General features: G+C 58.6%; 16 protein-coding genes. 6 read left to right on the top strand and 10 right to left on the bottom strand.

From position 1 onward, the window contains the following. Positions 1 to 2: 2 nt before the first annotated feature. The 3 genes from puuC to puuD form a co-directional block, all read right to left on the bottom strand. Positions 3 to 1,490 (bottom strand): aldehyde dehydrogenase PuuC, encoded by a 1,488-nt coding sequence (gene puuC, locus KB890_RS05290; protein WP_020323708.1) that lies wholly within the window; start codon positions 1,488 to 1,490, stop codon positions 3 to 5. Positions 1,491 to 1,810: 320 nt separating this feature from the next. Further along, a complete protein-coding gene (gene puuR / locus KB890_RS05285; RefSeq protein ID WP_002898590.1) occupies positions 1,811 to 2,368 on the bottom strand; it encodes an HTH-type transcriptional regulator PuuR in 558 nt (185 codons plus the stop codon). Between the two features lie 25 nt (positions 2,369 to 2,393). Further along, on the bottom strand, positions 2,394 to 3,146 hold the full coding sequence (puuD, locus tag KB890_RS05280; RefSeq protein WP_020802183.1) for a gamma-glutamyl-gamma-aminobutyrate hydrolase: 753 nt from the start codon (positions 3,144 to 3,146) through the stop codon (positions 2,394 to 2,396). A gap of 225 nt (positions 3,147 to 3,371) precedes the next feature. Between puuD and KB890_RS05275 the strand changes: the two genes are divergently transcribed. Continuing rightward, on the top strand, positions 3,372 to 4,793 hold the full coding sequence (locus tag KB890_RS05275) for a glutamine synthetase family protein (protein ID WP_002898595.1): 1,422 nt from the start codon (positions 3,372 to 3,374) through the stop codon (positions 4,791 to 4,793). 353 nt (positions 4,794 to 5,146) lie between these two features. Continuing rightward, entirely contained in the window at positions 5,147 to 6,538 is a 1,392-nt protein-coding gene (locus KB890_RS05270) for an APC family permease (protein WP_019705941.1), read from the top strand. A 118-nt stretch (positions 6,539 to 6,656) separates the two neighbouring features. Here the strand turns inward: KB890_RS05270 and KB890_RS05265 are convergent, their stop codons facing one another. Beyond that, on the bottom strand, positions 6,657 to 6,779 hold the full coding sequence (locus KB890_RS05265) for a small membrane protein (protein WP_002898600.1): 123 nt from the start codon (positions 6,777 to 6,779) through the stop codon (positions 6,657 to 6,659). 256 nt (positions 6,780 to 7,035) lie between these two features. Here KB890_RS05265 and KB890_RS05260 point away from each other — a divergent pair, with 256 nt between their 5' ends. Continuing rightward, positions 7,036 to 7,257, top strand: a complete 222-nt coding sequence (locus KB890_RS05260; RefSeq protein WP_002898602.1) for a hypothetical protein — start codon at positions 7,036 to 7,038, stop codon at positions 7,255 to 7,257. Between the two features lie 20 nt (positions 7,258 to 7,277). Here KB890_RS05260 and KB890_RS05255 read toward each other — a convergent pair whose 3' ends face one another. Together KB890_RS05255 and KB890_RS05250 are read right to left on the bottom strand one after the other, a co-directional pair. Next, positions 7,278 to 8,066, bottom strand: a complete 789-nt coding sequence (locus KB890_RS05255; RefSeq protein ID WP_004214503.1) for an SDR family NAD(P)-dependent oxidoreductase — start codon at positions 8,064 to 8,066, stop codon at positions 7,278 to 7,280. Positions 8,067 to 8,181: 115 nt separating this feature from the next. Further along, the gene (locus KB890_RS05250; protein ID WP_004141456.1) at positions 8,182 to 8,631 is read right to left on the bottom strand and encodes a winged helix-turn-helix transcriptional regulator; all 450 of its coding nucleotides are present in this window, start codon (positions 8,629 to 8,631) and stop codon (positions 8,182 to 8,184) included. Between the two features lie 152 nt (positions 8,632 to 8,783). Between KB890_RS05250 and agp the strand changes: the two genes are divergently transcribed. Next, positions 8,784 to 10,031 carry a bifunctional glucose-1-phosphatase/inositol phosphatase gene (gene agp / locus KB890_RS05245; RefSeq protein ID WP_022631254.1) on the top strand — a complete coding sequence of 416 codons (1,248 nt, stop codon included), beginning with the start codon at positions 8,784 to 8,786 and terminating at the stop codon, positions 10,029 to 10,031. Between the two features lie 68 nt (positions 10,032 to 10,099). On the opposite strand, the gene KB890_RS05240 is transcribed toward agp, so the two are convergent. The 3 genes from KB890_RS05240 to KB890_RS05230 all read right to left on the bottom strand — a co-directional run bounded on the left by KB890_RS05240 (position 10,100) and on the right by KB890_RS05230 (position 11,292). Continuing rightward, positions 10,100 to 10,327: a YccJ family protein gene (locus tag KB890_RS05240; RefSeq protein WP_002898701.1), complete on the bottom strand. Its 228-nt coding sequence runs from the start codon at positions 10,325 to 10,327 to the stop codon at positions 10,100 to 10,102. 20 nt (positions 10,328 to 10,347) lie between these two features. Further along, positions 10,348 to 10,944, bottom strand: a complete 597-nt coding sequence (gene wrbA, locus KB890_RS05235) for an NAD(P)H:quinone oxidoreductase (protein ID WP_002898704.1) — start codon at positions 10,942 to 10,944, stop codon at positions 10,348 to 10,350. A 216-nt stretch (positions 10,945 to 11,160) separates the two neighbouring features. Next, positions 11,161 to 11,292: a hypothetical protein gene (locus KB890_RS05230; RefSeq protein WP_020323707.1), complete on the bottom strand. Its 132-nt coding sequence runs from the start codon at positions 11,290 to 11,292 to the stop codon at positions 11,161 to 11,163. An 87-nt stretch (positions 11,293 to 11,379) separates the two neighbouring features. Between KB890_RS05230 and KB890_RS05225 the strand changes: the two genes are divergently transcribed. Next, entirely contained in the window at positions 11,380 to 11,553 is a 174-nt protein-coding gene (locus KB890_RS05225; RefSeq protein WP_002898708.1) for a con-10 family general stress protein, read from the top strand. Between the two features lie 163 nt (positions 11,554 to 11,716). Beyond that, positions 11,717 to 12,655 (top strand): DMT family transporter, encoded by a 939-nt coding sequence (locus KB890_RS05220; protein ID WP_020323709.1) that lies wholly within the window; start codon positions 11,717 to 11,719, stop codon positions 12,653 to 12,655. Between the two features lie 406 nt (positions 12,656 to 13,061). On the opposite strand, the gene rutG is transcribed toward KB890_RS05220, so the two are convergent. After that, entirely contained in the window at positions 13,062 to 14,384 is a 1,323-nt protein-coding gene (gene rutG, locus KB890_RS05215; protein WP_004211313.1) for a pyrimidine utilization transport protein G, read from the bottom strand. Between the last annotated feature and the right edge of the window lie 12 nt (positions 14,385 to 14,396).

Below are 14,396 nucleotides of genomic sequence, written 5' to 3'. Positions count from 1 at the left end.
GATCAAGACTCCAGGGCAATCCAGATGGTTTTCAGTTCGGTGAATTTTTCCAGTGCGTGCAGCGATTTATCGCGCCCGTTGCCGCTCTGCTTGTAGCCGCCGAACGGAACGGTCATATCACCATCGTTATAGTTGTTGACGAAGACCGAGCCGGCCTTCAGGCGGCGGCTCATGCGGTGGGCGCGGGAGAGATCGCGGGTCCACACCGCGGCGCCCAAGCCGTAGTCGCTGTCATTGGCGAGCTTTAGCGCCTCTTCTTCGCTTTTGAAGCGGGTCACCACCAGCACCGGGCCGAAGATCTCTTCCCGGCTGAGGGTTGATGCCGGGTCGACGTCAACGAAAATGGTCGGGCCAACGGCGGCAGGCCACGGGTTTTTCCGTCCGTCGAGGAACAGGGTGCTTTGGCTGTCGCCGCCGCGAATAAAGCTATGCACGTTGTCGGCATGGGTATTGTCAATCAGCATGCCCATGGTGGTGTCCGGATCGAGCGGGTTGCCCGGCTGCCAGTGTTGCGCCTCAGCTTTCAGCCGCGCCAGGAACTCGTCAGCGATGCTCTCCTCGAGCAGCAGACGGGTCCCGGCGATGCACACCTGTCCCTGGTTGTAGAAGATGCCGCCGGCGGTGGCGCGAACCGCTTGTTGCAGATCCGGGCAATCGGCGAAGACAATGTTGGCGCTCTTGCCGCCCGCTTCCAGCCACACGCGCTTCATATTGCTGTCGCCGGCGTCTTTCAGCAGCTGCTTGCCGGTGCGGGTGGAGCCGGTGAAGGTGATGACTTCAACATCAGGATGCAGGGCCAGCGCCTGCCCGGCCTCGTGGCCAAAGCCGCTGACCACGTTCAACACGCCGTCCGGCAGGCCGGCCTCTTTCGCCAGCCCGGCCAGACGCAGGGCGGTGAGCGGCGATTTTTCCGAGGGTTTGAGGATTACGCTATTGCCCGCCGCCAGCGCCGGGCCGAGTTTCCAGCAGGCCAGCAGCAGCGGGAAGTTCCACGGCACCACCGCGGCGATCACGCCAATTGGTTCGCGAACGATCATCGCCAGCTCGTTGCTGCCGGTGGGGGCCACTTCGCCATAGACTTTATCCAGCGCTTCGGCATACCAGCGAATGGCGCGGGCGGCGCCGGGAATATCGTCGCGCAGGCTGTGGCGAATCGGTTTGCCGGTATCCAGCGTTTCCAGCAGCGCCAGCTCTTCACGATGGGCCTCCATCAGATCAGCAAAGCGAGTGAGGATCGCTTTACGCTGTGCGGGGGAGGCCTGCGACCAGTCGCCGTTATCAAAAGCCTGGCGCGCGGCTTTCACCGCCCGTTCGACGTCGGCTTTTTTACCGCGGGCGACCTGGGCTAATGTCTGCTGCGCGGCGGGGTCGATAGTCTCAAAGGTGGTATTATCGGCCGCGGCGCAATATTCGCCGTTAATAAATAAGCGTGTTTCAATGGCCAGGTTTTTCGCTTTTTCCTGCCAGTAAGCCAGGTGCTGAAAATTCATCATGACTCCTTAAAAACATTATCGGCAAATTAATCAGTGCGGTGTTTTCAGGCTGCACGGGGGCACTGCGCCGGGCGCAGGGCATAGCGTATCCCCGGAGTTGAATACCGTTTTATTCTCCTGAGTTTTGACGGGTTGTTTGCAACCCGAATTATTCAGGAGCGAGTCGCCATTCACTGGCGTTAATTATTTCAGGGCCAACAGGAAATAATATTCCGTACGGCGCAGAAGTTATTACTACGAGTTCTTCGCCGCGACGAAAATAGATTTTCCGTCGCGACAGGCCTGAAGTAAGCCTGAACCTCGTTCAGGCGAAATAATCAGAATGTGGTGGGGGTGTGGGCACTGATGATGCGGCAGATGCCTGCCGAGGTGTTGCTGAAGCTGTGCGGAATGCCGGTATTAATGGCATAGCTCTGTCCAGCCACCAGGTGGTACGACTGACCGTTAATGGTCAGCACGATCTCACCTTCCAGTATGGTGCCTATCTCCTCACCCTGATGCTTAATCCTCTCCCCGGTCGTGGTTCCAGGCTGGTAAGTTTCAAAAATCATCGCCAGCGTACGGTTCGGATTTCCGTTATGAACCAGCTTCATGGAAACGCCCTGACTTCCCATCTCAATCAGGTCATCCTGATTAATGACCACCTGGGGTTCGTCCGGCTTTTCGGGTTCAGAAAAGAATTCCGAGAGCGACAGCCCATAGACTTTCAGCAGCTTTTGCAGCGTACTGATGGCAGGACTGACTTTATCCTGCTCTATGGTGCTGATGGCACTATGTGTTAACCCAGACAGTTCGGCGGCACGACGCTGTGAGAGACCCAGCTGTTGGCGGATCTCTGACAGACGTTTCCCTGGCGCCAGTCCGTCATCGCTCATATTTGCATTTCCTTAACGGTAGTGGTCAGCGCCGCCGCTTTTCAGCATGATGGCCCTGACAGGCGGTGATAAAACCATCAAACAACATACGCGACAGGGCGTATTCGCTACTGTTCCATTCTGGATGCCACTGTACGCCCAGCGCGAAAGGATGATCGTTCACGCTGACCGCTTCCACCAGTCCATCCGGCGCTCGCGCCTCCACGCGCAGCTGCGGACTGAGGGTTTTTGCCCCTTGCCCATGTAGCGAGTTTACCCAAAACGTGTTGCAGCCCGGTATCAATTGCGACAGCAATCCTCCTTCCTGAACCTCAACCTGATGGGACGGCGCATACTGCTGCTCGACGGGCAGTTCAGGATCTTCGCGATGTTCAAGGAGCTCAGGCTGCTCGAACAGACGACGATACAGAGTCCCGCCGGTGGCGACAACCAGTTCCTGCAGTCCACGACAGATGGCGAAAATGGGGATGCGCCTTTCGAGCGCGGCGTTAATCAGCGCCATGCTCAGAAGATCACGCCCGGGGTCGGCGTCAGGCTCATCGCCGTTTTCACCATAAAGGTGCGGCTGCACATTGCTGGGGCTGCCTGGCAGGTAGATCCCGTCCAGTTTATCAACGACCGCGTTCAGTAGCTCCGGCTCCGCCAGCGCATGCGGCAGGGCAATCGGCAGTCCGCCGGCGTTCACAATTGCATTCAGGTACTTTTCTTGCAAGGTCTGGGTCTGGTGACCCTTAAGCCTGTTTCTACACATCACGACGCCAATAACTGGCTTGTACATTATATTTTCCATGATCGCCCTCACAAAGTGGACTAAATTATGACCGCTATAGCGGGTTTAACGGCCATATCGTTCAATATTTTCTCAATCTAGCAGTGGAAATAGCCCTTTGCAAACTTAATTTAACATTTGACAAACAATTTATTTGCATACACAGTCGATGGGGTGGACATTATATTTAACGGTCTGAGTGCAGGACCGAAACCCAACCAACGGCGGTGAATCATGGAAACCAATATCGTAGAAGTTGAGAATTTTGTTCAGCAAACGGAAGAGAGACGGGTTAGCGCGTTCGCGAAAGAAGTGAAGCGCTACCTCGAAACCTACCCTGATACCCAGTATGTCGATGTCCTCCTCACTGACCTGAACGGCTGCTTCCGCGGCAAGCGCATCCCGGTTGCCGGCCTGAGCAAACTGGAGAAAGGCTGTTATTTCCCGGCCTCGGTGTTTGCGATGGATATTCTCGGCAATGTGGTGGAAGAGGCCGGTCTGGGCCAGGAGATGGGCGAGCCGGATCGCAGCTGCATCCCGGTACCCGGCACCTTAACCCCTTCGGCGGCTGACCCACAATCGATAGCCCAGGTACAGCTAACCATGGTTGATGAAGATGGCGCTCCCTTTGACGTTGAGCCGCGGAACGTACTCAACCGCCTCTGGCAGCAGTTGCGCCAGCGCGGGCTGTTCCCCGTGGTAGCGGTAGAGCTGGAGTTCTATTTACTGGACCGCAAACGCGATGCCGAAGGCTACCTGCAGCCGCCGTGTGCGCCGGGCACTGACGATCGCAACACCCAAAGCCAGGTCTACTCGGTCGATAACCTTAACCACTTCGCTGACGTGCTCAACGACATCGACGAGCTGGCCAAACTGCAGCTGATCCCCGCCGATGGCGCGGTGGCGGAAGCCTCGCCGGGCCAGTTTGAAATCAACCTTCACCATACCGATAACGTGCTGGACGCCTGCGATGATGCGCTGGCGTTAAAACGTCTCGTGCGTTTGATGGCGGAGAAGCATAAGATGCACGCCACTTTTATGGCGAAGCCTTATGAAGAGCATGCCGGCAGTGGGATGCATATCCACATCAGCATGCTGAACAATAAAGGGGAAAACGTGCTGGTGGACGGCGATGGGGAAGACTCTGCGCTGCTCAAACGCGCGCTGGCCGGGATGATCGATCTGATGCCGGCCTCGATGGCGCTGCTGGCGCCGAACGTGAACTCGTATCGCCGCTTCCAGCCGGGGATGTACGTCCCGACGCAGGCTTCGTGGGGGCATAACAACCGCACCGTCGCGCTGCGTATTCCGTGCGGCGAGCGGCAGAACCACCGCGTGGAGTATCGCGTCGCGGGGGCGGACGCCAACCCGTATCTGGTGATGGCGGCGATTTTTGCCGGCATTCTGCACGGGCTGGATAACCCCCAGCTGCCTTTACAGGAAGAGGTGGAAGGTAACGGTCTGGAACAAGAGGGCCTGCCATTCCCGATCCGCCAGAGCGATGCGCTGTGGGAGTTTATGCAGAACGATCACTTGCGTGAGCGTCTCGGCGAGCGTTTCTGCCATGTTTTCCATGCCTGTAAGCATGATGAATTACTGCAGTTTGAGCGTCTTATCACAGAAACCGAAATTGAGTGGATGTTGAAAAACGCCTGATGGTCGCCCCGCGAGGGGCCCATAAGTTTGGTAATCAGTAGCATCATACGGCCTGAGCGGAGCCTGGCCGACGTTTTTGCTGGGAGCCCAGCCATTTCCCGGATGTCGCGTTAAGGAGCGCAGGCGGCAACGGGGCTTCAGTTAACGACACAGTGTGTGACGAGGAAATGAGATGATGCAGATGTTCAAATATCCGCAGGGAGAGGGAGGCCGCTCAGGCCGCATTGGATGCCAGCCAGCTACCGCTTACCGGTCCGTCTTACCCTTTTATCTACGCCTTACCCCTTTGCTAAGCAGGTTTGTCACGCGGACGTTGGGCCCGCAAACTGTTAACAGCAAGGGGGGGATGGGCGATGGCTATTAATCCTCCGGCGCATAACGCCGCTCAGGCGGGCAGACCGCGTCTGCGTAAATCCCTCAAACTCTGGCAAGTGGTGATGATGGGGCTGGCCTATCTGACGCCAATGACGGTGTTTGATACCTTCGGCATCGTCTCGGGCATCAGCAATGGCCACGTTCCGGCGTCTTATCTGCTGGCGCTGGCTGGCGTGCTGTTCACCGCCATCAGCTACGGCAAACTGGTGCGTCAGTTTCCGGAAGCCGGTTCCGCCTATACCTACGCGCAAAAATCCATCAGTCCGCACGTCGGCTTTATGGTTGGCTGGTCGTCGCTGCTGGATTATCTGTTTCTGCCGATGATCAACGTCCTGTTGGCGAAGATCTATCTCTCGGCCTTGTTCCCCGAAGTGCCGCCGTGGGTGTGGGTAGTGACCTTTGTCGCTATTCTGACCGCCGCGAACCTGAAAAGCGTTAACCTGGTGGCCAACTTCAATACCCTGTTCGTGCTGGTGCAGATTTCGATCATGGTGGTGTTTGTCATTCTGGTGGTGCAGGGGCTGCATAAAGGCGAGGGGGTGGGTACCGTCTGGTCGCTGCAGCCGTTTATCAGCCAGAATGCGCATTTGATCCCGATTATTACCGGCGCGACCATTGTCTGCTTCTCGTTTCTCGGTTTCGACGCGGTGACCACCCTGTCGGAAGAGACCCCTGACGCCGCGCGGGTGATCCCGAAGGCAATTTTTCTCACCGCGATGTACGGCGGCATTATCTTTATCGTCGCGTCGTTCTTTATGCAGCTGTTCTTCCCGGATATTCATCGCTTTAAAGACCCCGATGCCGCGCTGCCGGAGATTGCGCTGTACGTGGGCGGCAAGCTGTTCCAGTCGATTTTCCTGTGCACCACCTTTGTTAACACCCTGGCGTCCGGCCTGGCCTCCCATGCCAGCGTCTCCCGTCTGCTGTACGTGATGGGCCGCGACAACGTCTTCCCGGAGCGCATTTTTGGCTATGTGCATCCGAAATGGCGTACCCCGGCGCTGAACGTGATTATGGTGGGCATCGTTGCGCTGTCGGCGCTGTTCTTCGACCTGGTGACCGCCACCGCGTTGATTAATTTCGGTGCGCTGGTGGCCTTCACCTTCGTTAACCTGTCGGTGTTCAACCACTTCTGGCGGCGCAAGGGGTACAACAAAACCTGGAAGGATCGACTGCATTATCTGCTGCTGCCGATGATCGGGGCGTTGACGGTCGGGGTATTGTGGATCAATCTCGAGGCCACCTCCCTGACGCTCGGCCTGGTGTGGGCGGCGCTTGGTCTGCTGTACCTGACTTATCTGACCCGACGCTTCCGCAAACCGCCGCCGCAGTTTGATGCCGCTAAAGCGGAGCAGGCCTGGGAGTCATAGGTTCTGAGGCATAAACTGAACGAAGGCAGGCCCGCAGGCCTGCTTTCGTTTTGGCTTCGGTAAGGGACAGTACAGGACGGTAAAGAAATCAGCAGAAAACGGTGGGGAACGGAAGGTATTATTTCTTCTTTTTATGGACAGGTAACTGACTGGCGCGCCGCTCTTTGAGGTACGACACCAGGCTGTAGATGGCGACGCCCAGCAGCGCCACCGCGACGATAAAGAGAATAAGACCCGACATAGACCAACCTAATATTCTGTTTGGAAAGGGAAAAAGATACAGGGCTCTGTGTGAAGATAACATCGGGATATGTCTGAAAGATGACGCCTCATTGCGAGAATATCCGGCGGCGGGGTTGTGATAAAATATTTCCCGCAGGGATGTGACCGCCTGGGTTTCACCTGAAATGGCGTAACACTCCGTTAAGTGATTTTACAGAAGTGCGGCCTACAGCGAGTTACGCTGACCGCGAATAAGAACGATCTGAGAGTCAGTCATGTATAAGAAAACCCTCAGCCTGCTGGGCGTAGCGTTGGCGCTGTCTGCCTTCGCCAGTCAGGCTGAAAGTGAACGTCAGGCGAGCCGCGAGCGGATCGTGGAGCAGGTCCTCAAGCCGTGTGAAGGCAAAAAGGCGGGCGATAAGGTGGTGATTACCGATCGCCGCGGCGGCGAGCACGAGGCGATCTGTACCCTGACGGCGGTTCCGCTACCGGAGTAGCGCCTGCCGCACGGTGCCGCTTATCGATACCGCGGCGCAGGCTGTCCGGTTCGCGCGCTGGTAAACAGCGCCACTCTGGACTGCTCAAAAGTCTCCCACAGTCCCAGGTCATGAACCGGTGGTAAGGTGACCTGTTCCCCCATCTCCAGCCCCCTGAGAGCGGCGTCAACCAGATCCTCGGTGGTCATTACCGTGCCGCTGGGCAGAGCGTCCAGCGCCACGCCGGAGGTCGGCCACAGATCGGTAGCGGTCGCCGCCGGCAATACCGCCTGAATACGCACGCCGCTGTCGGCAAACTCCTCCTGCAGGCCGCGGGTGAAGCTCAACACCCAGGCTTTGCTGGCGCTGTAGACTGCGCTGCCCGGCAGCGTATGCAGCGCGAGGATAGAGGCAATATTGATCAGCGTCCCCCGGCGTCGTGGGGTGAAAGCGGCCAGCGCGGCATAGCTCAGACGCAGCAGCGCGGTGGTGTTGAGCGTATGAATCGCCTGGTGCTCGCGTGGCGTACTGGCGAGAAAACCCGCCAATTTCGCGGTGCCGGCGTTGTTAATGAACAGGTCGATGGCGGGATCCTGCTGCAGACGCTGCTCTACGGCGGCAATCCCGTGCTCTTCGCTAAGATCGGCTTTGAGGATGCTTGCCTGGATGGCGTAGCGCGCCTGCAGCTGGTCGGCGAGCGCCTGCAGACGGTCTTCACGACGGGCGGCGAGGATCAGGTTGTAGCCGCGGGCGGCGAGTCGTTCGGCATAGATCGCGCCGATACCTGAGGACGCGCCGGTGATAAAAGCTGTGTGCGATGGTTGGGTCATGAGAAATGCCTCGTAAAAGGTTGCATTATTAAACCAAATTCAGCATGAGATATTAGGTTTAATAATGCAACCATTTTGCCAGGACTTTTTCATTTTTGCTTGTCGCGGGCAGCGTTTAGTCGTTCAGCGGGATAGCGATGGTGATGTCCGCCGGGGCCAGCTCACGGCCATCTGCCGCCTGCAGGACCAGCTTACGCAGGGGCTGGCGCTGCTGGCGGTCAATGAGCCGGGTCGCCGGTTCGTCAGGATCGAACAGATAGTCGTCTGCCCACTGGGAGAGGGCGACCAGCACCGTCTGCAGGGCACGGCCCTTATCGGTCAGGACATACTCCTGCCAGGCGCTGCCGTCGGAGGCCGGCTGCAGGCGCAGGATGCCTTCATCCACCAGCATTTTCAGCCGCCCGGCGAGCATGTTTTTGGCGATACCGAGGTTTTTCTGGAATTCGCTAAAACGGCGCACCCCGCGCAGAGCATCGCGGACGATCAGCAGCGACCACCAGTCGCCGATAACGTCGAGGGAGCGGGCGATAGGGCAACAGCTGTTTTCCAGACGGGTACGTTTCACGAAAGCCTCCAGGTTAATTGTTTCATTATAAAACTCTTTGCCCGGCAGGGGAAATTTTCGGCTACGGTCTAAGTTTGCGAGCGATTACCAGGAAAAATGTCATAAATCCGGCACAATTAACGCGATGATAATAAATGACTAAGGATGAAGGGATGAAAAAACGTCTACTTGCCGCCGCCGTTGCCGGCGCGGTGATTTTATCCGCTGGCGCTCAGGCGCAGGACACGGCCGCCCCGGAGGGGTATCAGCTGCAGCAGGTGCTGATCATGAGTCGTCACAACCTGCGTGCGCCGTTGGCCAATAACGGCAGCGTGCTGGAGCAGTCCACCGCCAAGGCCTGGCCGCAGTGGGATGTGCCGGGCGGCCAGCTGACCACCAAAGGCGGTGTGCTGGAGGTGTATATGGGCCACTATATGCGCGAATGGCTGGCGCAGCAGAAGCTGGTGACCAGCGGCGAGTGCCCGCCGGAAAACGCGGTTTATGCCTACGCTAACAGCCTGCAGCGCACCGTCGCCACCGCGCAGTTCTTTATCACCGGCGCGTTCCCGGGCTGCGGCATCCCGGTGCATCACCAGCCGCAGATGGGCACCATGGACCCGACCTTCAACCCGGTTATTACCGACGACTCCCCGGCGTTTCGCGAGAAAGCGCTGCAGGCGATGGAAAAAGAGCGCCAGGGAATGCAGTTGACCGAGAGCTACAAGCTGCTGGAGACGATGATCGATTACCGCAACTCGCCCTCCTGCAAAGAGAAGAAGGTCTGTTCCCTGAGCGAGGGTAAAGATACCTTTAGCGCCGGTTATCAGCAGGAGCCGGGAGTGTCCGGACCGTTGAAGGTGGGCAACTCGCTGGTAGACGCCTTCACCCTGCAATATTATGAAGGCTTCCCGAAAGATCAGGTGGCGTGGGGGGAGATCGCCAGCGATAAGCAGTGGCAAGTGCTGTCGAAGCTGAAAAATGGCTATCAGGATAGTCTGTTTACCTCGGTGGCGGTGGCGCAAAACGTCGCCAAACCGCTGGTTAAATATATCGATAACGCGCTGGTGGGCGAGGGAGCCAGCAAGGCGAAAGTCACGCTGCTAGTCGGACACGACTCGAATATCGCCTCGCTGCTCACCGCCCTGGACTTTAAGCCCTATCAACTGCCCGGCCAGTATGAGCGCACTCCTATCGGCGGCAAACTGCTGTTTCAGCGCTGGCATGACAGCGCCGGCAATCGCGATCTGATGAAGATTGAGTATGTCTATCAAAGTACCGAGCAACTGCGTAACGCCGACGCGTTAACCCTGCAGGCCCCGCCGCAGCGGGTCACTCTGGCGCTTAACGGCTGTCCGGTTGATGACCAGGGATTCTGCCCGCTGGAGACCTTTAAAAAGGTGATCAACGAGGCGGCGAAATAACGAAAAAAACCCGGAGCACTCCGGGTTTTTTTAGCAGGTTAGGGTGAGCCCAGGTGGGGATAAACCTCCTAGACGTTTTTACGCTCAATCGTCTGTTCGCCCCAGAACAGGCTGTCTTTATCGGTTTTGGCAAAGGCCAGCGCCAGCACTTCGTCGCTGCCTTCCTCCCAGATTTGCTCCGCCAGTTTCTCATCGTAGTGGGCGACTTCGAAAATCGCCTCGGCAATTTCCGGTGAGGTGTTACGTAAACTTGCCCATTCGCCGACGCGATGTGCTTTTGCTTCTTGAGTTGGCATAGTGCTCCTCCTGCAGAAGATTAGCCGTGCAGTTTAACGGCCAGTTTGGCGACATGTTCACCCTGATAGCGGGCGATGGCTAACTCTTCCTCGCTCGGCTGCCGCGAGCCGTCGCCGCCGGCGATGGTGGTTGCGCCATAAGGGGTACCGCCGCGTACCTGGGAGATATCGAATAGCTCCTGGGCGCCATAGCCGATCGGGACGATGATCATGCCGTGGTGGGCCAGCGTCGTCCAGGTCGAGGTAATGGTTTGTTCCTGGCCGCCGCCGGTACCGGTTGAGCTAAATACGCTGGCGATTTTGCCATACAGAGCGCCGGACGCCCACAGACCGCCGGTTTGATCGAGGAAAGTACGCATCTGACCGGACATGTTGCCGAAGCGCGTCGGGGTACCAAAGATGATGGCGTCATACTCTGCCAGCTCCTGCGGCGTGGCGACGGGCGCGTTTTGCGTTTTCCCGCCTGCTTTGGCGAATGCTTCAGCCTGCATGGTTTCCGGCACGCGCTTCACAACCACCTCAACGCCGTCCACCCGGTTCGCCCCATCGGCGACGGCGTGAGCCATGGTTTCAATGTGTCCATACATGGAATAATAAAGCACCAGAATTTTAGCCATTTCCATCACTCCTCGGTTGCATTATAAGCCAGCAAAATAGCTGGTACCTTTAAAGATAAAGCCTCCGCCGGAGAGTGCAAATCCAACGGGCATTTGTTTGATTTATAACAAAATGACAAAGCGTTATTTACTTTTCCTTGCACCGCGCGGCCTGAAAGGAAGTGAAGGAGGAAGCGTTGCGTCTGCTATTTTGGCCGCTGCGGCGAGGATGTAGCATCAGGATACATTTTTGCTGACTATTTTTTCTTCGCCAGCAGAGTCGGTTAGGAGCTGTTGGCGGCGCGAGGAAGCTTTTTTCGCCCGGCTTTGTTTCTGGATATTACATTCGCCGCCGTCAGCCGTAGTCATTCACTAACCTTATAGATACGCGGCAGGACAGCGGCGTCGCCGCTCCCGCGTAATGCACTATGATGTCTAACCTAATGGAGGTCAGTAATGGCAAACCATCGTGGCGGTTCCGGCAACTTTGCTGAAGACCGTGAAAGAGCATCAGAAGCAGGACGTAAAGGTGGCCAGCATAGCGGGGGGAATTTTAAAAATGACCCTCAGCGCGCCTCAGAGGCTGGCAAAAAAGGGGGTAAAAACAGTCATGGTAGTCGTGAAAGTTAACGCGCGACTCGCACTGTTCTCTTTGATGCGGTGTTAATCTCCCCGACCCAACCGCATCGCCCTCGCCGCCGGCATCTGCCGGCGGTTTTTTTTATCTGTCGGTGGTTGCGCTCCCGCCGGGCGGATTGCACACTGGTCGCCCGTTAATCGTCATGGCTGTCTTATGTCTTCGTTAAAATTCTCCGTTAGCCGCCAGGAAGCGCTCCTTATCATGATCACCATGTTCTGGGGAGGGACGTTCCTTGCCGTACAGTACGCGGTGAGCCTCAGCGGGCCGCTGTTTTTTGTCGGTTTGCGTTTCGCGACCGCCGCGCTGGCGGTGGGCCTGCTTTCGCTGCGCACTCTGCTCGGTCTGACGTGGCTGGAGGTGAAGGCCGGGGTAGCGATTGGCGTGGCGATTGCGCTGGGGTATGGCCTGCAGACCTGGGGACTACAGACCATCTCCAGCAGTAAATCTGCCTTTATCACCGCGATGTATGTGCCGCTGGTGCCGCTGCTGCAGTGGCTGTGCCTGGGACGTATGCCGGGGGTGATGTCCTGCGTGGGGATTGTGCTGGCCTTTATTGGTTTAATTCTGCTGGCCGGGCCGGAAAATAATCTGCTGGCGCTTGGCGTGGGGGAGATGATCACTCTGGCAAGCGCGGTGGCGATCGCGGCGGAGATTATCCTTATCAGCGCCTGGGCCGGAAAAGTCGATGTCCGCCGGGTGACGGTGGTGCAGCTGGCGACCGCGTCGCTGGTGGCTTTCGCCGCCATGAAGCCGGCGGGTGAATCGGTGCCGTCGTTGACGCCGGCCCTGCTCGGCGTCGCGCTGGGGCTGGGGATTTTCAGCGCGATCATTCAGGTGACCATGAACTGGGCGCAGCGCAGCGTCTCGCCGACGCGGGCCACCCTTATTTATACCGGTGAACCGGTATGGGCCGGTATTTTTGGCCGGCTGGCCGGTGAGCGTCTGCCGCTGCTGGCCCTGCTCGGCTGCGTTTTGATCCTCGCGGGGGTGCTGGTGAGCGAGCTGAAGTGGAAGCGCAAGTCGCCGCCGCAGATTGCAACGAATGACGATGCGCAGCCGCTCACGGACCTGGCCGATCGCCGCGAGCCATAATATTTTCCTTCTGACCCGACAGCGACGCTTATCCTGGCTGGTATTCGTCCGGCTCTGATTGTCTCCAGGCCCGTGCCAGCGCAGCGCCGCCGGGCGATGGCATCAGGCACGGCGTCGCTTTTATGCCGGGTGGCGGCTGCGCCTTACCCGGCCTGCGTTCGTACGACCTGCCGTTAATTTATTCACCATTGTTGCTGAAACTGCCGGTGCTGACGGCCTCAAAATCGCTGAGACCTTCCCGGAAGGCCGTGGCAGTCTCCAGGCCCGCGCAAGCGCAGCGCCGCCGGGCGGTCAGGTTCCGTGCCCGTGGTGGTGCCGGATGGCGGCATAAATGCCTTATCCGGCCTACAGGATCACACCACCCAGGCCCACACCGCTCCCTGCGCCAACGCCGCGCTAACGTGGCTTACACCGGCGTTACCCTGGCCTCCTTCGCCTCGCGCGTCCCGCGATGAAGCAGCGCGTGCAGCAGGATCGCCCCGAAGGTGGCCGTGCCAATCCCGCCCAGCGTAAAGCCGCCCAGCGACAGCGCGAAATCGCCGGCGCCCAGCACCAGGGTCACCGACACCATGATCAAATTGCTGTTTTGACTCAGATCCACCCGGTTTTGCACCCAGATCCGCGCCCCGGCGACGGCAATTAAGCCAAAGACCACGATCGAGGCGCCGCCGATCACCGGCCCGGGAATGGTGTGGATTAATGCGCCGAACTTCGGCGAGAAACCCAACAGCATGGCAATCAGCGCCGCGGCGACAAACACCAGCGTTGAGTAGACCTTGGTCACCGCCATGACGCCGATGTTCTCCGCATAGGTGGTGACCCCGCTGCCGCCCACCGAACCGGAGAGCATGGTCGCCAGCCCGTCGCCGACGAAGGCGCGCCCCATGTACGGGTCCATATTGCGCCCGGTCATCCCGGCGACGGCCTTCAGGTGCCCGAGGTTCTCGGCCACCAGGATCACCGCGACCGGCGCAATCAACATCATCGCCTGGCCGTTAAAGGATGGGGTGGTAAAGTGCGGCAGCCCGAACCACGCCGCCTGGGCGAGGGGGGAGAAGTCCAGCGGTTTGCCAAGGCCCAGGCCGTTAGCCAGCAGGGCGTACAGCGCGCAGGCGACGATCAGGCCGACCAGGATCAGCAGTCGCTGCAGCATCCCGCGGGTAAATACCGCCACTATGCCGATGCAGAGCACAGTTAACACCGCCATCCAGCTGTCGAAGGCGCTGGCGGAGACGCTGCGCACGGCAATCGGCGCCAGGTTCAGGCCGATAGCCATCACCACCGCACCGGTCACCACCGGCGGCATCAGGCGCTCGATCCAGCGGGTGCCGATCTTCATCACCACCAGACCAATCAGGGTGTAGACCAGCCCGCAGGCGATGATCCCGCCAAGGGCGACGCTCAGATGAGGGTTCAGCCCCTGGCCGTTAAAGCCGGTAATGGCGATCACCACCCCGACAAAAGCGGCGCTGGAGCCGAGATAGCTCGGCACCCGTCCGCCGGTGACGACAAAGAACAGCAGGGTGCCGACGCCCGACATCAGAATAGACAGGTTCGGGTCGAGCCCCATCAACAACGGCATCAGCACCGTCGCGCCGAACATCGCAACGGCGTGCTGCACGCCCATCACCAGCGTTTGCCCGGCCGACAAGCGTTCATCGGGGGCGACAACGCCGGATTCGGCGGCAGGAGAGGTCAGCTTCCAGCGAGGAAAATCGAAGAGTGCCATGATGATATCCCG

The organism is Klebsiella sp. P1954 (assembly GCF_018199955.1).
Taxonomy (GTDB): Bacteria; Pseudomonadota; Gammaproteobacteria; order Enterobacterales; family Enterobacteriaceae; genus Klebsiella; species Klebsiella pneumoniae.
The sequence above is the reverse complement of the archived record's forward strand: the minus strand, read 5'-3'. Positions and strand labels throughout refer to the sequence as shown.